18 protein-coding genes are annotated in these 20,578 nt (G+C 44.8%); 14 read left to right on the top strand and 4 right to left on the bottom strand.

Annotated elements, in window-relative coordinates; translation table 11 throughout:
- Positions 1-24 precede the first annotated feature (24 nt).
- The 13 genes from VTH8203_RS06615 to VTH8203_RS06675 all read left to right on the top strand — a co-directional run bounded on the left by VTH8203_RS06615 (position 25) and on the right by VTH8203_RS06675 (position 11,120).
- The gene (locus VTH8203_RS06615; RefSeq protein WP_096992947.1) at positions 25-1,590 is read left to right on the top strand and encodes an anthranilate synthase component 1; all 1,566 of its coding nucleotides are present in this window, start codon (positions 25-27) and stop codon (positions 1,588-1,590) included.
- A 5-nt stretch (positions 1,591-1,595) separates the two neighbouring features.
- The gene (locus VTH8203_RS06620) at positions 1,596-2,201 is read left to right on the top strand and encodes an aminodeoxychorismate/anthranilate synthase component II (protein ID WP_096992948.1); all 606 of its coding nucleotides are present in this window, start codon (positions 1,596-1,598) and stop codon (positions 2,199-2,201) included.
- 39 nt (positions 2,202-2,240) lie between these two features.
- The gene (trpD, locus tag VTH8203_RS06625; RefSeq protein ID WP_096992949.1) at positions 2,241-3,239 is read left to right on the top strand and encodes an anthranilate phosphoribosyltransferase; all 999 of its coding nucleotides are present in this window, start codon (positions 2,241-2,243) and stop codon (positions 3,237-3,239) included.
- Between the two features lie 29 nt (positions 3,240-3,268).
- Positions 3,269-4,633 (top strand): bifunctional indole-3-glycerol-phosphate synthase TrpC/phosphoribosylanthranilate isomerase TrpF, encoded by a 1,365-nt coding sequence (gene trpCF, locus VTH8203_RS06630; protein ID WP_096992950.1) that lies wholly within the window; start codon positions 3,269-3,271, stop codon positions 4,631-4,633.
- A 46-nt stretch (positions 4,634-4,679) separates the two neighbouring features.
- On the top strand, positions 4,680-5,870 hold the full coding sequence (gene trpB / locus VTH8203_RS06635; RefSeq protein WP_096992951.1) for a tryptophan synthase subunit beta: 1,191 nt from the start codon (positions 4,680-4,682) through the stop codon (positions 5,868-5,870).
- Positions 5,870-6,688, top strand: coding sequence for a tryptophan synthase subunit alpha (gene trpA, locus VTH8203_RS06640; RefSeq protein ID WP_096992952.1), 819 nt, complete (start codon positions 5,870-5,872; stop codon positions 6,686-6,688). Before trpB ends, trpA begins: the two co-directional genes overlap by 1 nt.
- A 351-nt stretch (positions 6,689-7,039) precedes the next feature.
- Positions 7,040-8,275 (top strand): dicarboxylate/amino acid:cation symporter, encoded by a 1,236-nt coding sequence (locus VTH8203_RS06645; protein ID WP_096992953.1) that lies wholly within the window; start codon positions 7,040-7,042, stop codon positions 8,273-8,275.
- A 129-nt stretch (positions 8,276-8,404) separates the two neighbouring features.
- Entirely contained in the window at positions 8,405-8,710 is a 306-nt protein-coding gene (locus tag VTH8203_RS06650) for a hypothetical protein (protein WP_096992954.1), read from the top strand.
- Positions 8,711-8,731: 21 nt separating this feature from the next.
- Entirely contained in the window at positions 8,732-9,070 is a 339-nt protein-coding gene (locus tag VTH8203_RS06655) for a hypothetical protein (protein ID WP_158296066.1), read from the top strand.
- A 206-nt stretch (positions 9,071-9,276) separates the two neighbouring features.
- Positions 9,277-9,849: a septation protein A gene (locus tag VTH8203_RS06660; protein WP_096992956.1), complete on the top strand. Its 573-nt coding sequence runs from the start codon at positions 9,277-9,279 to the stop codon at positions 9,847-9,849.
- A gap of 85 nt (positions 9,850-9,934) precedes the next feature.
- Positions 9,935-10,336 carry an acyl-CoA thioester hydrolase YciA gene (yciA, locus tag VTH8203_RS06665; protein WP_096992957.1) on the top strand — a complete coding sequence of 134 codons (402 nt, stop codon included), beginning with the start codon at positions 9,935-9,937 and terminating at the stop codon, positions 10,334-10,336.
- A gap of 73 nt (positions 10,337-10,409) precedes the next feature.
- The gene (locus tag VTH8203_RS06670) at positions 10,410-10,706 is read left to right on the top strand and encodes a YciI family protein (protein ID WP_096992958.1); all 297 of its coding nucleotides are present in this window, start codon (positions 10,410-10,412) and stop codon (positions 10,704-10,706) included.
- 9 nt (positions 10,707-10,715) lie between these two features.
- Complete coding sequence (locus VTH8203_RS06675; protein WP_096992959.1) at positions 10,716-11,120, top strand: GspS/AspS pilotin family protein; 405 nt, start codon at positions 10,716-10,718, stop codon at positions 11,118-11,120.
- A gap of 55 nt (positions 11,121-11,175) precedes the next feature.
- On the opposite strand, the gene metE is transcribed toward VTH8203_RS06675, so the two are convergent.
- Positions 11,176-13,455 carry a 5-methyltetrahydropteroyltriglutamate--homocysteine S-methyltransferase gene (metE, locus tag VTH8203_RS06680; RefSeq protein WP_096992960.1) on the bottom strand — a complete coding sequence of 760 codons (2,280 nt, stop codon included), beginning with the start codon at positions 13,453-13,455 and terminating at the stop codon, positions 11,176-11,178.
- Between the two features lie 197 nt (positions 13,456-13,652).
- On the opposite strand from metE, the gene metR reads away from it, so the two are divergent.
- Positions 13,653-14,564, top strand: a complete 912-nt coding sequence (metR, locus tag VTH8203_RS06685; RefSeq protein ID WP_096992961.1) for an HTH-type transcriptional regulator MetR — start codon at positions 13,653-13,655, stop codon at positions 14,562-14,564.
- 51 nt (positions 14,565-14,615) lie between these two features.
- Here the strand turns inward: metR and VTH8203_RS06690 are convergent, their stop codons facing one another.
- From VTH8203_RS06690 to VTH8203_RS06700, 3 genes are all read right to left on the bottom strand, one after another.
- The gene (locus tag VTH8203_RS06690) at positions 14,616-16,109 is read right to left on the bottom strand and encodes an ArnT family glycosyltransferase (protein ID WP_096992962.1); all 1,494 of its coding nucleotides are present in this window, start codon (positions 16,107-16,109) and stop codon (positions 14,616-14,618) included.
- A 357-nt stretch (positions 16,110-16,466) separates the two neighbouring features.
- On the bottom strand, positions 16,467-17,843 hold the full coding sequence (melB, locus tag VTH8203_RS06695; RefSeq protein WP_096992963.1) for a melibiose:sodium transporter MelB: 1,377 nt from the start codon (positions 17,841-17,843) through the stop codon (positions 16,467-16,469).
- Positions 17,844-18,123: 280 nt separating this feature from the next.
- On the bottom strand, positions 18,124-20,238 hold the full coding sequence (locus VTH8203_RS06700; protein ID WP_096992964.1) for an alpha-galactosidase: 2,115 nt from the start codon (positions 20,236-20,238) through the stop codon (positions 18,124-18,126).
- Between the last annotated feature and the right edge of the window lie 340 nt (positions 20,239-20,578).

A 20,578-nucleotide genomic window follows, 5' to 3' on the forward strand; every position in this document is an offset into this window, starting at 1 on the left:
TTCAAAAAGTATAGAGGAGGTTTTGTGAACAAAGCCATCACCATTAAAAAGCAAGGTTGTTTAGAGGTACTTTCTCTTCAAGTGCCTTATACCCAAGACCCCACTCGTCTATTTCATACCTTGTGTGAAAACAAAACAGATAGCCTATTGCTTGAGTCTGCTGAGATTGATTCGAAACAAGATCTCCAAAGTTTGCTCATCGTTGACTCTTCAGTCAGAATCGTTTGTCAGGGACATCATGTCCGTTACGAAGCATTAACCACCAATGGCGTCAATTTACTCAACATTATCGCGCAAAACATTTCTAGTGATCTCGAGTTTACCCTTACTGAGCAAGAGTTGAATATTCAGTTTGCCAATCCAGACGATACATTAGATGAAGATTCAAGACTTCGTGAAGCCTCCACTTTTGATGCCCTACGTCTGGTGCAACACAGTTTTGACCTGACTGGGCAAGATAAAAATGCCTTGTTTATGGGCGGCCTGTTCGCTTATGACATCGTGGCAAATTTCGAGCCATTAGGCAGTGCTACTCAATCAAATCAGTGCCCAGACTTCGTCTTTTATGTCGCCGAAAGTTTACTGGTTGTTGACCACCAAAAAGAATCATGTGACTTGCATACCACCTTGTTTAATCATGACGAAAAGGAGTTAGCTCGTATTCGTGGGCGCATTCTAGAAATCAGTCAGCAATGCCATGAACTTCAACTGGTGCCTCAGGCGAAAAAAGTCGAAGGTATCGAAGAGACCGTGAGTATTTCTGATGAGGATTTCTGTCAGATAGTCAGAGATTTAAAAGAGTACGTCGTTCGTGGCGACATTTTCCAAGTTGTTCCATCGCGCCGTTTCACACTTCCATGCCCTTCTCCTCTCGCTGCATACAAAGAGCTCAAGCAAAGCAACCCTAGTCCTTACATGTTCTACATGCAAGACGAATTATTCACCCTATTTGGAGCATCACCAGAAAGCGCTCTCAAATACGGCTCTGAGTCAAACCAGATTGAGATCTACCCAATTGCTGGCACGCGACGTCGCGGGAAGAATGCGGATGGCACGATAAACAAAGACCTTGATAGCCGCATCGAACTAGAACTGCGTAGCGACATGAAAGAAAACGCTGAACACATGATGTTGGTCGACTTAGCTCGTAACGATGTCGCGCGTATCTCAGAACCAGGTAGCAGACATGTGGCTGACTTGCTGCAAACCGACCGTTACAGTCACGTCATGCATTTAGTATCGCGTGTTGTGGGTCAACTTCGAGGTGACCTTGATGCACTTCACGGCTACCAAGCATGTATGAATATGGGGACACTCACTGGCGCTCCGAAGATCCGCGCAATGCAACTTATCCGTCAATTTGAAGGACAAACGCGTGGTAGTTATGGTGGAGCCGTTGGTTATATGAATGGTGTCGGTGATCTAGATACCTGTATCGTCATCCGCTCTGCCTATGTCGAAAATGGTATCGCTCAAGTTCAAGCTGGTGCCGGTGTGGTGTTTGATTCCGATCCGCAATCCGAGGCAGATGAAACACGAGGTAAGGCACAAGCCGTTATATCTGCAATTAAAACGGCACACAAGGGGTGATCACCATGTCTACTACTCTTTCTAGCAAAGCTAACATTGTATTTGTCGACAACTTTGACTCATTTACCTACAACCTTGTCGACCAATTTCGTAGCTTAGGCCACAAGGTAACGATCTATCGTAATCATATTGCTGCTGACGTCATAGCCAACGCGGTGCTTGAATTGGACAATCCGGTGGTTGTGCTTTCACCTGGCCCCGGTGCGCCAGCAGATGCGGGCTGTATGCCCGAACTCATCAAAGCACTGCGTGGAAAAGTCCCCATGATCGGTATTTGTCTAGGTCACCAAGCGATTGTAGAAGCTTACGGTGGTGTGGTGGCAGGCGCCGGAGAAATCATTCATGGCAAAGTGTCCATGATGGCTCACGACAATCACAGTATTTATCAGGGACTACCGTCACCTATGGCTATCGCGCGCTATCACTCTCTGGTCGCAACGACGGTGCCTGATAACCTAGATATCACGGCACAAGTCGATGGTTTAGTGATGTCAGTCGCGCATGAGCAAGACCGCGTATGTGGTTTTCAATTTCATCCTGAGTCGATCATGACGACGTATGGCGCGACCTTGCTAAGCAACGCTATTGCATGGGCGACGAAACAACTTTAATCCTGCAAACAACTGGAACAAATTTAAGGAATCGTAATTATGGAAACCATTATTAGTAAACTTTACGACCAACAAGATCTGTCTCAACAAGAGAGCCAGCAGTTGTTTGATACCATCATCAAAGGCGAACTGGACCCTATTTTGATGTCTGCGGCATTAACCGCTCTAAAAATTAAAGGTGAAACGCCAGAAGAGATCGCAGGGGCAGCCAAAGCCTTGCTCGCCAATGCTAATTCGTTCCCACGCCCTGATTACGACTTTGCCGATATTGTCGGAACTGGAGGCGACGGCGCCAATACCATTAATATTTCTACAACCGCCGCGTTTGTTGCAGCAGCCTGCGGTCTAAAAGTAGCAAAGCATGGCAATCGTGGCGTATCAAGCAAGTCTGGCTCTTCAGACCTACTCGACTCGTTTGGTATTAACTTAGCCATGTCTGCGGATGACACCCGTAAAGCCGTTGACGATATTGGCGTTGCCTTCTTATTTGCTCCCCAGTACCACGGCGGCGTTCGCCATGCTATGCCGGTTCGTCAAACCATGAAAACACGAACTATCTTCAACATCTTGGGTCCTTTGATTAACCCAGCGCGACCTAATATCGAGTTGATGGGTGTTTATGACGCAAAGCTAGTTCGCCCTATTGCCGAGACCATGTTACAAATGGGAATGAAACGCGCAGCGGTGGTTCACGGTAGCGGTCTAGACGAAGTCGCTATTCACGGCGAAACGCTCGTGGCAGAAATCAAAGATGGACAAATTACTGAATACACCCTAGCCCCAGAAGATTTTGGCCTAGACGCCCACCCTCTTGAAGCAATTAAAGGTGGAGAGCCAGAGGAGAACCGTGCAATTATCACTGATATGCTGACTGGTAAAGGTACCGACGCGCAACTCGGTGCGGTTGCCGTTAACGTCGCGTTATTGATGAAACTGTTTGGGCACGATGATCTTAAATCCAATGCGCAGCAAGCGATTGATGCCATGAATTCAGGTAAAGCGTATAAACTCGTGCAGCAACTTGCAGAGCGCGGCTAACCCATCGACGACAACATAGGAAAAGAAAAATGGAAACGGTATTAGCAAAAATCGTCGAAGACAAAAAAATCTGGGTGGCGGCTCGTAAAGCGTCTCAGCCACTCGATAGCTTTAAGGCAGACTTAGTGCCATCCGATCGCAGTTTTTACGACGCACTAGCAACGGGCAAAGCGGCTTTCATTCTTGAGTGTAAAAAAGCGTCCCCATCTAAAGGGTTAATCCGTGACGACTTTGACTTGGACTATATAGCCTCGGTGTACAACAACCACGCTAGCGCCATTTCAGTGTTGACCGATGAAAAATATTTCCAAGGCAACTTTGACTTCCTACCGCAAGTCCGTCGTCAAGTTAGACAACCTGTAATTTGTAAAGACTTCATGATTGACACTTATCAAGTCTATCTTGCTCGCCATTACAATGCTGACGCCATTCTCTTGATGCTGTCAGTGCTTAACGATAACGAATATCGTGAACTTGCCACCGTAGCAGAGTCACTCAACCTAGGTATTCTCACTGAAGTCAGTAACGACGAAGAGTTGGAGCGAGCCATTGCGCTTAAGGCGAAAGTAGTCGGCATCAACAACCGAAACCTTCGTGACCTATCGGTCAACCTTGAGCGCACTAAAGAGCTTGCTCCAAAACTTCCTGAAGGAACCATCATCATTTCTGAGTCTGGTATTTATAACCACCAGCAAGTTCGAGATCTTTGTCCGTTTGCCAATGGCTTCCTAATTGGCAGTTCACTCATGGCAGAAGAAAACCTAGAGCTGGCCGTTCGTAAAGTTCTGTTTGGCGAAAACAAAGTATGTGGTCTCACTCAAGCCGACGATGCCGCAAAAGCCTACCAAGCCGGCGCGGTTAAAGGCGGTTTAATTTTCGTTGAGAAGTCTCCGCGCTACGTCGATTTAGAGTCAGCTCGTATGGTTATGAGTGGCGCGCCGCTTGAGTTTGTTGGCGTATTCCAAAACCACAATCCAGAGTTTGTCGCCGAGACAGCTAATCAGCTTAAGCTGTCTGCGGTACAGTTGCACGGCAATGAAGACCAAAGGTATGTCGATACGCTCAAACCACTTCTCAACGATGGCATCAAAGTATGGAAAGCGCACGGTGTCTCTGACACGCTTCCAGACCTGAATAGCCTCAAAGTTGATCGTCACTTATTGGATGCCAAAGTGGGTGAACAATCGGGAGGCACTGGACAAAGCTTTGATTGGCAATTATTGAACAACACAACTGACATCATGCTAGCTGGAGGCCTGTCTCCAGAGAACGTTAAGCAAGCCAGTGAGCTTGGGTGCATCGGCTTAGATCTCAATTCGGGCGTTGAGTCCGCGCCGGGTAAGAAAGATGCCGAAAAACTCAACCAAGCCTTCGCATTAATACGAGATTACTAAAACTTGCTCTAGTACGAGTAGCAAGTTTCAACTTAAGGAATATACCATGTCTAAATTAGATGCCTATTTTGGCGAATACGGTGGACAATTTGTTCCACAGATCCTTGTCCCAGCACTGGATCAACTAGAGCAAGCGTTTATTGATGCTCAAGAAGACCCTGAGTTTCGTTCTGAATTTATGTCTCTGTTACAGGAGTATGCGGGACGTCCTACCGCGCTAACGCTAACTCGCAACCTCACCAAAGGCACCAAGACTAAGCTCTATCTAAAACGCGAAGATTTACTTCACGGTGGTGCGCACAAAACTAACCAAGTACTTGGGCAAGCATTGCTTGCCAAACGTATGGGTAAAAATGAAATCATCGCCGAAACGGGAGCGGGTCAACATGGCGTCGCAACCGCACTTGCTTGTGCCCTACTTGGGTTAAAATGCCGCGTTTATATGGGCGCAAAAGACGTAGAACGTCAAAGTCCTAACGTGTTCCGAATGCGCTTGATGGGCGCAGAGGTCATCCCAGTTCACTCAGGTTCGGCAACGCTAAAAGATGCCTGTAATGAAGCGCTACGTGACTGGTCAGCAAGCTACGAAGACGCTCATTACTTGTTAGGAACGGCGGCAGGTCCTCACCCATTTCCAACGATAGTACGTGAATTCCAACGTATGATTGGTGAAGAGACCAAGAATCAAATCTTAGCACGCGAAGGTGTGCTGCCTGACGCAGTGATCGCTTGCGTTGGCGGTGGCTCTAACGCCATCGGTATGTTTGCAGACTTCATTGAAGAAGAAAGCGTTCGACTCATCGGTGTTGAACCTGCAGGACTAGGAATTGATACCGATCAACACGGCGCACCACTCAAACACGGCACTACGGGTATCTTCTTCGGCATGAAAGCACCACTTATGCAAGATCCACACGGACAAGTTGAAGAATCCTACTCTGTCTCAGCGGGTTTGGACTTTCCTTCCGTAGGTCCGCAACACGCTTACCTAAACAGCATTGGTCGTGCTGAATACGAATCCATCACTGACGATGAAGCACTCGACGCGTTCCAAGAACTCGCGCGTGGCGAGGGCATCATTCCTGCTCTTGAGTCTTCACACGCCTTAGCGTACGCCCTAAAGATGGCACGTGAAAATCCTGAAAAAGAACAGCTTCTTGTGGTTAACCTATCTGGTCGTGGCGACAAAGATATATTCACTGTTCACGATATCTTAAAAGAAAAAGGAGTTATGTAATGAGCCTGAATCAAGACCGCTACCAAGACATGTTTCAACGCCTAGGCGAGAAGAATCAAGGCGCTTTCGTTCCTTTCGTGACTATCGGAGATCCCTATCCGGAGCTATCTTTAAAGATTATCGAAACCTTAGTTGAATCAGGCGCGGATGCACTCGAGCTTGGCATGCCTTTTTCTGACCCACAAGCGGATGGCCCTACTATTCAAGGCGCTAACATTCGTGCATTGGACTCAAAAACAACACCGACCATCTGTTTTGAGTTACTAGCGAAAATACGCGACAAGTACCCGGATCTTCCGATTGGTCTGCTCATGTATGCCAACCTGGTCTATTCAGATGGCGTCGATAATTTTTACAAAAAATGTGCCCAAGTTGGCGTAGATTCCGTTCTTATTGCCGATGTGCCAACCAATGAAAGTCATGAGTTTGTCGAAGCAGCTCGTCAACATAACGTTCATCCTATTTTCATTGCTCCACCAACCGCAAGCGAAGAGACAATTCAACAAGTTGCTCAACTAGGAGGCGGTTATACCTACCTCCTATCTCGCGCAGGGGTAACGGGAACAGAAACGAAAGCTAATATGCCCATGAATACTCAGTTGGATAAACTGATGAAACACAACGCACCACCGTCATTGCTTGGATTTGGGGTCTCTGAACCACAACAAGTAGCAGAAGCGTTGGCCGCTGGAGCCGCGGGGGCAATTTCAGGTTCAGCGGTTGTCAAGATTATTGAAGCCAACTTAACCGAACCAGAAAAAATGCTAACTAACCTCGCTAAATTTGTTAAAAAAATGAAATCAGCGACGCAAAAATAGTCCTTTTTTTAGACATTTCATTTCGCTTATATTTGATAAAAAAGTTGCGCATTTGACGCAACTTTTTTTTAACATCAATTTGATAATTGCCATTCTCAAAATCTTTCACTTCGCACAGAATGATTAACCAAAAACCAAGCAAACGTTTGCTTTCGGTTGATAAAACATCGATCCTTCGAATATTCCGACATAAATCATCTCTAATTGATTTCTATCTATTGCCAATAGTGCTAATAAAGTGTAAAAACCGATTCGAAGATTAGTCTAACATTTGCCATTCATCTGGAAGACTACGCTAGGATTTTACAATTTATTAGCACAGGAGTTAAGGAAGTGTTAAAAGAGAAGTTGATGCTAAACAATATTGGCGTCCAAGTCGTGATTGCAATGATTCTAGGTACCCTAATCGGTGCCATGATGGGAGAATCTGCATCTATATTTGCCCCACTGGGCACTATCTTTATTAACCTAATTAAGATGTTAGTGATTCCTTTGGTTGCAGTAGCTCTGATTTCAGGTGCTGCGGGTCTGGGCAACAGTAGTAATGCAGGGAAAGTTGGCCTCACCACGTTAGCTTACTTTGGTTTGACTTCAGCATTGGCTGTTGTTTTAGCGCTTGTTATGGGCGAAGTTTTCAAGCCTGGTGTTAATATCGATACCGCCGGCATTGAAGGGATGTTCTCTGCTGAATACGCTTCTAAAGGTGACCTACCTACTTTCTGGGCGACCATCACTGGTATGATCCCAACCAACGTTTTTCAGTCTCTAAATGAAGCAAACATCTTACAGATCTTAGTGTTCTGTTTGTTCTTCGGTATTGGCCTTTCTAAACTAGAAGAAACTCGTCGTAACCCACTGTTAAATGGCGTAAACGCGATCGTTGACGTCATGGTCTGGATGATCAACAAAGTCATGATCATCGCTCCTATTGGTGTATTCGGTCTGATGGCTGAAGCTGTCGGTACGTTCGGTTTTGGCGCACTCATGGTAGTGTTCAAGCTGTTCGTTGTTTATGTTGCCGCGATTATGATCTTTGGTTTCATCGTATATCCTGTGATGATTCAGTTGTGTACCAAAACATCTGCTAAGAAATTCATTAGTGCTATGAAAAAGCCTCAAGCAGTAGCGCTATCAACGGCATCGTCAATGGCGACACTTCCAGTCACTATGGACACAGTTGAGAAAGATCTGGGTGTTAGAAACTCTACCGCTTCATTCGTATTGCCACTTGGTGCGACGATCAACATGTCAGGTAACGCTATCTACTACGGTTTAGTGGCAATCTTCTTCGCACAGCTATTTAATATCGACCTGTCAATGGGTGCTTATGTTGCTATCATCGTGACATCTACTCTAGGGGCGGTAGGCCAAGCTGGTGTACCTGGTCCTTCATTCCTTGTTGTAGCTGTATTGCTAGCAGCTGGTATTCCAATCGAAGGTCTGCCACTATTGTTCGCGTTAGACCGTATCTTTGACATGATTCGTACCGCGCTAAACATCACCGGTGATGCTGCTTGTGCGGTTATCGTTGATGCGTTAGTTGAAGAAGAAGCTCAAGAAGCGGAACTACAAAAACAACAAGCGTAACTCATACTTACTTACGACATTAAGAGGGTTGTCACTTTGCGGTGACAACCCTTTTTATATAAAACTGTTTTAATATGTAATTTCTACTAGGTTATCTATGGAGACCAGCAAAAGGAACTTGAGATAACCATGGCGAAAATAATGTTTTATATGCCAACACCCACATCTGATGCGAGAGCTTGGATGGAATATGGTGATATGGAACACGACGACGGCAGTTTCTCTACCAACCCAGAATATCGTAAAAACCATCGATGGACTCAGTACTTAGCCACCGTTAAAGACAAGCTCGCAATCCAAGTTTGGTACCAGAAAGGCGTAACCGTCAACGAGCTTGTGAACATATCTAATGACGACCAAATATACATTCGAGGTCATGGATTCCCGGGGACCGAATCTATCAACATGGCGAAACGCTGGGGGACAACGGTCTGACATAGGTTTGTGGTCGATAGATTGAGAGAAAATGGGTTACCAAAGACTTTCTCTGGAAAAGTCAAATGTTACAACTGTAACAGTGCATCTTGGATAAATGGTCAACGCAGTTTCGCGCAAGCTCTGGCCGATTATATGTACGGCTGGGGCTATGATAAGTGCAGTTACTATGGCTACAGAGGTAAGCTGGATTCTTACTATAAGAATGGGTTTGATGGCATCCATAAGTATATCCGTGGCGGTAACTTTACCGACGGAGTATGCCGTGCCAGTGATGCTAGAGTGCAAATAAAACCTCAGCAGCTCAATCCACCGCAGTATGCTTCTATTTCAGGCCTGAAAAAGCCAATCGCCGACTAAGTGCCCGAAAGACTCGTTTGTTCGAGTCTTTCTATTATTTTTGTCGCTTGGCTAGCAGCTCATTATCTAGCAAAAACCAAGTGATTGGATGCACGAAATGGCGCTATGGTTACCCAGCTTGCTACTGTCACAGCACCTAACGGTTTTGTCTTGGGTCAGTTTTCGTTACACTGTCGTGAATCATTCATGATAGGTTTACGAAGAACATGAAGCAATTACTTGATTTTATTCCACTAATTATCTTTTTTATTCTTTACAAGATGCAAGATATTTATGTGGCAACTGGGGCATTGATCGTCGCAACCGCCATTCAAATCGTCGTCACCTACTTGTTATACAAAAAAGTCGAAAAAATGCAGCTCATTACCTTTTTAATGGTCGCGGTATTTGGGGGCATGACGATTTTTCTTCACGATGATAACTTCATAAAATGGAAAGTCACCATCGTTTATGTCGTATTTGCCATTGGTCTCGCCGTCAGTCATGCGATGGGACGAAGTGCTATCAAAGGTATGCTGGGCAAAGAGATCACATTACCAGACGCAATTTGGGCTAAAGTCAATTATGCGTGGGTCGGTTTTTTCTCATTCTGCGCAGGACTAAACATTTACGTCGCCTACTCACTGCCACTCGATGTATGGGTTAACTTTAAAGTTTTCGGTTTATTAGCAGCGACTTTACTATTTACTGTCCTAACTGGAGTGTATATCTACAAACACATTCCAAAAGATGCTGAAGGCAAACCGGCTAAAAACGAGAACCAAGATCATACATCTTGATTCAATGCGGAAGTTTTGTATACTCCGAAAATAATTGAAAACAGCGACCTACGGGTCGCTGTCTTGTTTCAGGAAGAATATAAAAATGACAAATACAACAACCAACACACCTAAAGGCCAACTTATTATTCGCACTCTCGCAATGCCAGAAAATACCAACGCGAATGGCGACATCTTTGGTGGTTGGATTATGTCTCAATTGGACTTAGCGGGTGGTATCCTGGCGAAAGAGATCTCTCACGGTCGAATCGTAACAGTCTCAGTATCAGGCATCACTTTTAAACACCCTGTAAAAGTTGGCGATGTGGTTTGCTGTTATGGCGAATGCACCAAAATTGGTAACACATCCATGACGATTAATTTAGACGTGTGGGTTAAACCTGTCAGTTTAGAAGGTGTTGGTGAGCGCTACCAAGTCTGTGAGGCAACGTTCAACTATGTTGCAATTGATGCAAATGGACGTCCTCGTCCAATTAATCCAAATTAAAGCCGTTCTAGCGATGACTTTTCAGTGGAAAAATGACATCTTATGAAGACATGACTATTTGAAGGGAACAAATATGTGGTACGTTATTTTTTCACAAGACGTTGAGAACTCATTAGAAAAGCGCCTCAGCGTTCGCCCACAACATCTGGAAAGACTTCAAAAGCTCCAAGATGAAGGTAGACTCCTTACCGCTGGGCCAATGCCGGCCATCGATAGCGATAATCCAGGAGAAGCTGGATTTACTGGTTCAACCGTTATTGCCGAGTTCGAGTCGTTAACTGCTGCACAGCAATGGGCCAACAACGATCCGTATATTAATGCTGGCGTCTATGCTAACGTTATCGTCAAACCGTTTAAGAAAGTATTCTAAAGGCAAATGATGAAAAAATCTCTTTGGTTGACTATCACGGCTATGGCCGTTTTAGCTGGTTGCTCTAGCACTGATGCTGACCAACAGCGTCAAATTGAAATGCTCGCTCAAAGCCGCGCAAGTGTGCTGTCATCAGGTTTACCCGTAGAGCAGGGCCCACTTTCTATAATGAAAGCTGCGGCTAACAAAGGTACAGTTGAGATCATGATGATTTACAATACCGATGCTAAAGGTGCCAAGCCGCTCGACACGGTATTGCGTACTAGCATGAACTTTTACTGCACAGACCGCGAAGTGAAGTCAAATCTGGAAATGGGTTTGTCCTATCGCATCAAAATTCGTAACTCGCGTGGTCAACTTATGGTAGACCAAATAGTCACCAAAGATTACTGCGATAACCCAACAGCGAATTAACGCGAACTCGTCCCAAAAGGCTTGCCTGTGCAAGCCTTTTCTGATTTCCCACAGATTAACTGAACTTTTGGCGTAGGTTACGTGCTGCGGTTACTAAATTACTTAGCGACGCCTCCGTTTCTTCCCAATTACGTGTTTTTAGACCGCAGTCTGGGTTAACCCAAAGTCTCTCAACTGGAATACGCTCGGCCGCTTTCTCAATCAACTGTTCAATCCATTCCACCGTCGGTATGTTTGGTGAATGGATATCGTAAACACCTGGTCCTATCTCATTTGGATAGTTAAACTCTTCAAACGCATTTAACAATTCCATATTTGAGCGAGATGTTTCTATGGTAATCACATCTGCATCCAACGCGGCCACAGAATCAATGATTTCATTGAATTCGCTATAACACATATGGGTGTGTATTTGCGTTTCTGGTTTGGCACTGGCTGCGGAGACTTTGAACGCTTTCACCGCCCAATCCAAATACGCTTTATGGTCACGTTGTTTCAACGGTAAGCCTTCGCGAATCGCCGGTTCATCAATTTGAATGATATTAATTCCAGCGTTTTGCAAATCACTAACTTCATCCTGAAGCGCTAACGCAAGTTGATTGGCAATCGTTTCTCGCGTTACATCCTCACGCGGGAATGTCCAACATAAAATGGTCACAGGGCCTGTTAACATTCCTTTCATTGGTTTAGATGTCAAAGACTGAGCATAGGTTGACCACTCGACTGTCATCGGCTTATCGCGTTCAATGTCAGCAACCACAATGGCAGGTTTAACGCATCGAGACCCGTAACTTTGCACCCAACCAAACTGTGTCGTTTGAAAACCGGAAAGATTCTCCGCAAAATACTCCACCATATCATTACGTTCAGCTTCACCATGTACCAAAACATCTAATCCAGTGGCTTCTTGGCGCTCTACCGTATCTTTGATAAACGCATGCATTGCGGTTTGATAACTTGAAAATTCAATATCATTACGTTTATAGGCCGCACGAGTTTGACGAACTTCAGCGGTTTGCGGGAACGAACCTATCGTCGTCGTTGGCAACAAAGGAAGCTTCAATATTTCTTTCTGATGATGAGTACGCTCAACATAAGGAGCGCTGCGGTCACCATTAGTTTGAAGCAAAGCCGCGACACGCTTTTGAACTTCAGGCTTGTTCACCCATGTCGATCGTTCGCGCTCTATGATAGGTTGACTGTATTGAGCACAATACTGTTTCGCGTTTTCATCGCCGTCGAGTGCTCTAGCCAACCACTGTACTTCACTGACCTTCTGTTTAGCAAAAGAGAACCAGTTCTTTGTCCCTTCTGGAAGTTTGGTTTCAAGTTCGAGATCAACCGGACTGTGCAGTAAAGAGCAAGAGGTCGCCACCCACAAACGTTCACCAAGCTTTTGTTTTAAGGGCTGTAATTGTTGTAGCTTACTGTGTAAATTTGCGCGCCAGACATTTCTACCATTGATCGTTCCCACCGATAGCACCCACTCTTCTGGCAATTGTTCAACGACTACATCTAGCTGCTCAGGTGCCGCCGCCACATCAATGTGCAGGCCATCAACACTGAGTTGCTTAATCACATCTAACGATTCAGCAATGGAGTCAAAATACGTTGTTAGTAGCACTTTCACGTCACTTCGAATGACCTGATAAGCCAGCTTGAAGCTATTCAACCAAGGTTTTGGAAGCTCAAGAGCCAGTATCGGCTCTTCAATTTGTACCCACTCTACTCCTAGCTTTTCTAATTTAGCTAGAATAGCTTGGTATGCCGTCAACAAGCGAGGCAAAAGCGTAAGCCTATCAAACCCCTCCTCCACTTCTTTACCAAGGTAGAGGTAACTCAACGGACCTAGCAGCACAGGTTTCACGCTGCGGTTATTTTGCTGCGCGTCGTTTATCTCATCAAAAAGCTGAGTCCAGCTTACTTGAAAACTGTCTTGTGAAGAAAACTCAGGGACAATGTAGTGATAATTAGTATTAAACCATTTCGTCATATCCGACGCAGCTTCACCACTGCAACCACAGTGTGCCTGTGACTGACCTCGTCCAACACGGAACAGTGTATCAAGATCTGGAAAGCCGTTCGCATGTCGTTTTGGCACATGGCCTAGTAGTAAACTGGTACCAAGTACATGGTCATACCAAGCAAAATCGCCCGCTGTCACGAAAGACAGTTCATTATCGCGTTGCAGATCCCAGTTGTTCTGTTTGATGTCACTAGCGGTTTGCTTGAGAGCAGCTTGGTCACTCTCCCCTTTCCAGTATTTTTCTAGAGCAAATTTGAGTTCGCGTTTTTCACCGATACGTGGATAGCCAAGAATATGCGTTACTGTCATGTTGATGTCCTATATCTGAAGCAGTCTGGATGGCTAAACTATCTCGCAGCCAAAGAAGAGGAACAATCTCAAATCGTTCACATTGAATATGAAATTAATTCAACAACAGATAGAAATTAAATCTGGACGTCTAGATGTTTACACATCTGATAAATCACGTTAAGTTAATAGTTAAGGAAACAGGATGAGGGATATTCATGATAGAGCTAAAGCACTTAAAAACATTGGCATCGCTAAGAGACACAGGCTCATTAACCGCCACCGCCACTTCGCTTCACTTAACTCAATCCGCCCTCTCTCATCAGCTGAAGGACTTGGAAGCACGCATCGGGTCACCGCTGTTTATTCGTAAGACTCGCCCAGTTCGATTTACGTCTGAAGGAGAAATCCTTCTTAACCTCGCAAATGAAATTCTGCCGCGCATTGCACAAGCAGAAGGTGATTTAGCTGGCCTAAAAGAAGATATCAATGGCCGTTTGCATATGGCGATCGACTGTCACTCTTGCTTTCAATGGTTAATGCCTGCTTTAAAAGAGTACCAACTCGCCTGGCCTCATGTTGAGCTCGATTTTTCCTCGGGCTTTGGCTTTGAGCCCATCCCAGCGTTAGTCGCTGGGGAACTGGATCTTGTCATTACCTCCGATATCCAACCGCGTACTGAGATTCACTATGAGCCCTTGTTTGATTTCGAAATACGTTTGGTGACATCCATTTCTCATTCTTTGGCAGAAAAGTCTGTCATTGAACCCAAGGATCTCTCTGATCAGACTCTATTGACGTACCCCGTCCAAAAGCAGCGTCTCGATGTGGTCAAACATTTCTTAACCCCAGCAGGGGTAGAACCAAAGAAATGGAAACAAGCTGACAACACCTTAATGTTGGTGCAAATGGTATCTGCGGGTTTAGGCGTTGCGGCTTTGCCTAACTGGGCGGTAAGTGAGTTTTCGCGCCAAGGGCTAATCACCAGCAAGCCACTTGGGCCTGGGCTTTGGCGAAGATTGTTTGCTGCGGTCAGAAATGGTGAAAAGGACAAGCACTACTTACAAGCGTTTTTTGCTACCGCACGGACACAGTGTCAGCAGCATTTAACGGGTATCAAGCTTGCTTAAACATAGCCCTCAAGAAAGGAGGGCTATGTTTACACTCGAAGTGCATTGTTATTATTGAGGACTTACAACCCCCAGACATACTGGTAATTCATCATCTTGTGGTGACTTTCTAAAACCAATTTCTTTCGTATAGTTTGGATAAAATTGTGGCCATTCCTCGGTAAAACGACTAAATGTTCCGCTTTCGCACCCTTTCCCCAATTGTCCTAACAATAAGACACCATGTTCCGCAATAGCATCACTGGTAATATTTCGATTGTAGACATTCGGCAATGTTTCGCTGCTCCATTTTTTCGTTACTTTCGGGTGGGGAGCAATATAGAAGGTCAGCCATTCTGAGTAGTCTGAACCCCCAACCAATTCTAACGGCTGTTCTTGGTGTTGATACCAAAATTCTTCAGCTTGATCGGCAAGTTTAATTACGCCACTCAGGTTTTGACCCGCATTCTTAACATTAAAAAATAGCACAGAGGAATAACCAACAATTATTACCAGCGCCATAATTGATAAGACTTTAAGGGTTTTCGACAATTGACCGATTATCTCTTTTGATAAAAAACCTACCAACACTACCGAAGCTGGCAAAAAGAATGGGTGCAACCACTCAACAAGCCGATCTCCTTTATGAAACGTAAACCACGCCATGATAGGGATAAGCGGAGCAAAAAGAACAAAAGTGGTTAACCAGACTTTTTCAGGGACATGCTTCGTTAACTTGAACGATTTGTTGCCTAATAAGGCCGCCAATAGGATAAGTGGATAAAATACAGACAGCACCGCCAGCCAACTTCCCGGGCTTAGCTGAGCTGACACTTGACCACTTACCCATTTCACGGATGAAAAGTTGTTGGCAAACATCCAAGCAAAATTAGGCGTCACTAACAATAAAAATGCGGCAATGCCTGCATAGAAGTACGGCTCTTTCCAAAAACGACGAACGCTTGGGACAGCTAAACTCAAAATAAACACCATCGCGACTGGCGCAAACGTCGTATATTTTGACATTGCGGAACAGCCCGCTACCACACCAAACGGTACCCACCACTTCGAATCGTCATAAACGGCTTTAACAAAAAAGAACAAGATCCAAGGCCAAGAACCAAATAACAAATAGTTGTCATTGTAAGGAAGAGCCTCAAAATTAATGACGCCAGAAAAGTTAAGAGTCAACAGACCAATCCAAGCAAAAACCGGAGATTCGGTCAATTTATACGCTAAGTGATAGCACCCTAGCATTCCAATAGCGATTACAGAGAAGTGACCGACATACCAAAATGCTGAAGCAAACTCTGTGGTATTAGAAAAAAGTAGAATTTTCGAAAAAAAACCGACAAACCAAGGGTTCTTTGGGCTTCCCCACTCGCCATTACTGGCCCAATTTAACGCTTCAACAGCATCATATGGTACTGTTGGGTCTAAATGGTACGTCACCAAAGACCATGCTAATGCGTATAAAAAACACCATAAAAAAGCAAAACGGTGCGAGCGTTGTACTTCGAGTGGGGCAAGCGAGTTTCGGTCGAAACTAAGAATAGTTGAAAGCATTGGCTAAAAAGGACTCCCTTAAAAGTCAAAATAGATGGTTTTGGCAATAGACTCTACCCACTTAAAGAGCGTCGCGACATGCTCTCAAGTCAGTTTTCTGTCAATACCTTAGCTATTGATTGATTACATAAATAGCTTAGGTATTGATTGATTACATAAATAGCGGATAATAATAGATGGGTAGTCTATATCAATCAATAGTCAAGCGCTGTAACGAAATGTCAGCTTTGATTGTATGAGAAATTATCTATGAATGAGAATTTAGGGGGAAATTGCGATGGTTCGAAATGCGAATCACACGATTCAATGCTCATAGCAACAAGGGCATTAAATCGTGTGCTTCATTAGGGTTGTTATTTAATATTGTGCATTGATTGCTTGAGAGTTTGGTTGGCCGTTCTGTTTTACCGCCTGTTCAGAGAAGCCTTCATGTAAGTGATAGTAACGTTTGTATACGATGCCGCTAATGGCCATCAACAACGCTGGTAAACCCACCATCATAAATTCGATGCCAAAAATAGTTTCTGCTGTTTGTTCCACGTTTGGTACATAACCTACTAGTGATAAGCCGACACCAACAATAAACCCACCTGCAGCACCTGCAAACTTCACTAACATGGTCTGCACAGAGAAAATGACACTTTCACTGCGACGTCCCGTTTTATACTCACCATAGTCGACAACGTCAGCAAGCATAACGGTTTGAAGCGCATTGGCGATTCCGATACCAAACTTGATAGCGGCGCCAGAAAGACCGATGAGTACAACGTTACCCGGAGCCAAACCACTCATGGCAAGTAGTAGACCACATGACAAGATTGGGAAGCCACAGGCAATAAACCACAAGTTCTTTCTCGGTAACTTAGCAGCAATACGAGGAAACAAAAATACACCGGCAACTTCGGCAGCACCTGCAACCATCATATAAATAGGGAATAGTTCAGAATTTCCTAACGCATAGGAGAAGTAATAGATAGCGAAACCACCGACAAGAAGGTTAGCTACTTGGAATGACAAGACTGTACCGATAAGTGCTTTTAGTTGATCATTTTGTCCGATGATGACCATAACGTCTTTGAAATTAAACTTCTCGGCCGCATTCGCTTTAATGTGGGTGTCTTCTTTTACATTGCGAGCCACCAAGAACGCACTTAATACAAACAGAATGGCGATTAAGATCGATAAGTTGAAGAAACCATCACCTTGATTGCCTTCACCTAGCGTACCCACAATATGTAGGCCATAAGTACCGATAATAAACCATGCCAAGCTCGCAAATAAACGTGGCCATACCACCAGTTTCTCACGTTCTTGCCTTGAGCTAGAAAGTGCTGGAATCATCGACCAATACGGGATGTCCATGATGGTGTATGTCAGACCCCATAAAATGTAAGCGGATGCTGCATAAACATACAAGGTTTTACCTTCGAACATATGTGTACTAAACAAAGCAATCAGAACGACAGCATTTAAAATAGTACCAATGACGATCCACGGACGGAACTTACCCATTGTTGAGCGGGTGTTATCGACAATCACACCCATCAACGGATCCGTTATTGCGTCGAAAACTCGAGCTACGAGGAAGATCGTCCCGACAAACGCTGCGGATAAACCAGCAACATCCGTAAAGTAAAACATAAGGAAAATATAGATAGGTGCACAAGCAAAGTCTTTGCCTAATGCGCCCAGGCCGTAAGACAGTTTGGTTTTAAGAGTCAGTTGTTCAGACATACGTTACACTTAGTTTCTTTAACTTATTGGTCTGAGCGCAATCCTACTGATAGAAGCATGACCTTTCTGTGATCAATGACCACTACTGGAAACGTTTACACTACTCTTTTAAAAAATGAGATCTAAACCCATTTAATACGTATAAATGTGGTTTTAATGTGATCATTTCCAGTATTTATTAACTTATGGTAGTCACCAAAGTCCGGAAACGATTACATTGAAAACGCATAAAAAAGGCTGCATAGGAATACCATGCAGCCTTTGTTAATTTTACGGGGACTTATATTCGCTGTAACTGCACCAATACAGCGGTTTCCGAATCCAAGATAGGCATTGTTAAACCAATTTCTTCACACCATTCACCGGTTAACTCACACCCTTCTTCCATCCAAGGAGGTTGATAATTGACGATATCATCAAACAGTGCAGGCTTATCAAGTACTGAAACCTGATAACGTGCTTTTGGATCCAATCCAGGTATGCGCAGATGACCACTTAGAGAGTTAGTCGGCATAGCCAATTGTGCAATTTGGATCACGGCCTGAGATTTATCCTTGGCCACCACTGCGGAAATCTGATGGGCTTTATCATCCGTCATTAGACGCCATGAGTTGCCTGAATGAAGCAGTGAGCGTAGTGATTTATGCAGCTTAATGTATCTTTCAAATCCTTGCTTTTCGACATCACTTTCTTTTACCGGATCAAGCTCAATCCCCATATGACCGAACAACGCCGTTAAGCCACGAAACTCAATCGCATGGCGGCGACGAGTGCTGTGACAATGGCTAGCGCCAATGTGACTCCCCATGACTTCTGGAGGGAAGAAATAACTCATCCCTCGCTGTATCGATTGTCTTTCGAGCGCATCGTTGTTATCCGAAGCCCAGAATCGGTGCGTTCGTTTCAACACTTCAAAATCGATTCGTCCGCCACCAGCTGCGCATGATTCGATTTCAACATTAGGGTGCTTAGCTCGTACTTTATCCACGAGTTGATAGTAACGAACGACCTGCTCGTAACCAGCAGCTCTACCCTCATGCCCCGGTTGAACCACTTCACGGTTCATATCCCATTTAATGTAAGCAATATTATAAGTCGAGAGGAAATAGTCCAAACGCTCAAATAAGTAATTAAAAGCATCTTCATTTTGAAGATCAATAACGTATTGATTGCGGCCTGCAGGCTGTTGATAACTGTCAACCGCCAGTAACCATTCAGGATGCGCTCGATAAAGGTCGGAGTTTTTGTTTATCATTTCTGGTTCAAACCACAAACCAAACTCCATCCCAAGCTTATTCACATGCTCGACAACCGGTGCTAAACCATTGGGATATTTGGTTTCATCTAAGAGCCAATCACCTAACGCCGCTTTATCGCCATCGCGCCCTTTGAACCAACCGTCATCAATAATAAAACGCTCCACGCCCATTTGTGCAGCCTGCGTCGCCATAGACATGATGTAGTCAGGATCGTGTTCGAAATAGATGCCCTCCCATGTATTCAGATGAATTGGGCGTGGCTTACTCGAAAATTCTGACGGGAGAATAGAGTGACGCACGTGTTCGTGGAATTGCTGGCTCATGCCATTCAATCCTCTATCGCTATAACTGGCGTATAGCCACGGAGTCGTTATGCTCTCGCCTTGTTCAAGTGCCACTTCCCCTGGCAGATAGATAACTTCTGCCTGAGCATAGCGGCGTCCATCGGCTTTCACATCAACTCTTAGCCTGTGGTTACCACTCCACGCGAAGTGGAAACCCCAAACATCACCCGTCATTTCATCAAAATGACTGGTACCCGCTACAATGGCAGGATAGTGCTCGTGAGAGGTTCGTCCGCGGCGGTTTTCTTGCTGGAAACCTCCCTGCAACAGTGGCTGACGTACCGTTTGGAACTCATGGACCCAACGGCCAAAAAAAGTCATCAACTCTTTAGCCCGCTCAGGTAACATCAATGTATTGGCTAAACGATTTACTTGATAAGCACCTGGCTTATTGTTGGTGAGCGTATGGCGCACCTTGACCACATCATGTTGATCTAATTGCAGTTCTGTTTTCAGCGTCAACCCAGCACAGGCGTCCTCGCTCACGAGTGTCAACTGATTGTCGTAATGTATTGTCTCCGAGATGGTGAAAACAGGTGCCCAATCTAAACCATTACGATGCCCTTCCAGTGCAGGACTGCTGAACAGACCACGGGCTAACTCCGGGCTCAACGACATCGCTATGTCGTCATCCAAACGCCCATAAGGAACGGGACGTTGTAACGCCAATCTTGATTGAGGGAGGGACACATCGATGTTCTTACCCCAATGTAGAATCTCTGCTAACTCCCCAACTTCGAGAAGCATCTGTGTGCTGGTGCCCTTTAACTCAATCAGCGTTTTGTTTGTCATTCACTCTAACCTCAGAAACGATTTGCTTTACATAATAGCGGTAAATACTAGAAATTCTGTGAGGCACAGCATAATCATGGAAACGCTTACAATCAGACGTCATTGTCAGGTTGTTTTTTTTAACCTATTGAGGCTCTTCTCCGCTTTGTTGAGTCATAACGCAATACTTATGACTTCTACCATACTGACTAATAACCCTTTTTTAGTCAGTATGGATGAATCCTATTTTGACCCAGTTACTTTCTCAGCTTTTACATATTCAGGGGCAGGCAATCCAGTCGATTAAGGTCGATGAATCCACTCAAACTGTTGACGTTTACTGTCGTCGAGACCGACGATT

It is taken from the genome of Vibrio thalassae, assembly GCF_900089835.1.
Taxonomy (GTDB): domain Bacteria; phylum Pseudomonadota; class Gammaproteobacteria; order Enterobacterales; family Vibrionaceae; genus Vibrio; species Vibrio thalassae.

Coding starts and splice junctions, on each gene's coding strand:
- VTH8203_RS06620 (WP_096992948.1), top strand. CDS start 1,596: ATGTCTACTACTCTTTCTAGCAAAGCTAACATTGTATTTGTCGACAAC.
- trpD (WP_096992949.1), top strand. CDS start 2,241: ATGGAAACCATTATTAGTAAACTTTACGACCAACAAGATCTGTCTCAA.
- trpCF (WP_096992950.1), top strand. CDS start 3,269: ATGGAAACGGTATTAGCAAAAATCGTCGAAGACAAAAAAATCTGGGTG.
- trpB (WP_096992951.1), top strand. CDS start 4,680: ATGTCTAAATTAGATGCCTATTTTGGCGAATACGGTGGACAATTTGTT.
- trpA (WP_096992952.1), top strand. CDS start 5,870: ATGAGCCTGAATCAAGACCGCTACCAAGACATGTTTCAACGCCTAGGC.
- VTH8203_RS06645 (WP_096992953.1), top strand. CDS start 7,040: ATGCTAAACAATATTGGCGTCCAAGTCGTGATTGCAATGATTCTAGGT.
- VTH8203_RS06650 (WP_096992954.1), top strand. CDS start 8,405: ATGGCGAAAATAATGTTTTATATGCCAACACCCACATCTGATGCGAGA.
- VTH8203_RS06660 (WP_096992956.1), top strand. CDS start 9,277: ATGAAGCAATTACTTGATTTTATTCCACTAATTATCTTTTTTATTCTT.
- yciA (WP_096992957.1), top strand. CDS start 9,935: ATGACAAATACAACAACCAACACACCTAAAGGCCAACTTATTATTCGC.
- VTH8203_RS06670 (WP_096992958.1), top strand. CDS start 10,410: ATGTGGTACGTTATTTTTTCACAAGACGTTGAGAACTCATTAGAAAAG.
- VTH8203_RS06675 (WP_096992959.1), top strand. CDS start 10,716: ATGAAAAAATCTCTTTGGTTGACTATCACGGCTATGGCCGTTTTAGCT.
- metE (WP_096992960.1), bottom strand. CDS start 13,455: ATGACAGTAACGCATATTCTTGGCTATCCACGTATCGGTGAAAAACGC.
- metR (WP_096992961.1), top strand. CDS start 13,653: ATGATAGAGCTAAAGCACTTAAAAACATTGGCATCGCTAAGAGACACA.
- VTH8203_RS06690 (WP_096992962.1), bottom strand. CDS start 16,109: ATGCTTTCAACTATTCTTAGTTTCGACCGAAACTCGCTTGCCCCACTC.
- melB (WP_096992963.1), bottom strand. CDS start 17,843: ATGTCTGAACAACTGACTCTTAAAACCAAACTGTCTTACGGCCTGGGC.
- VTH8203_RS06700 (WP_096992964.1), bottom strand. CDS start 20,238: ATGACAAACAAAACGCTGATTGAGTTAAAGGGCACCAGCACACAGATG.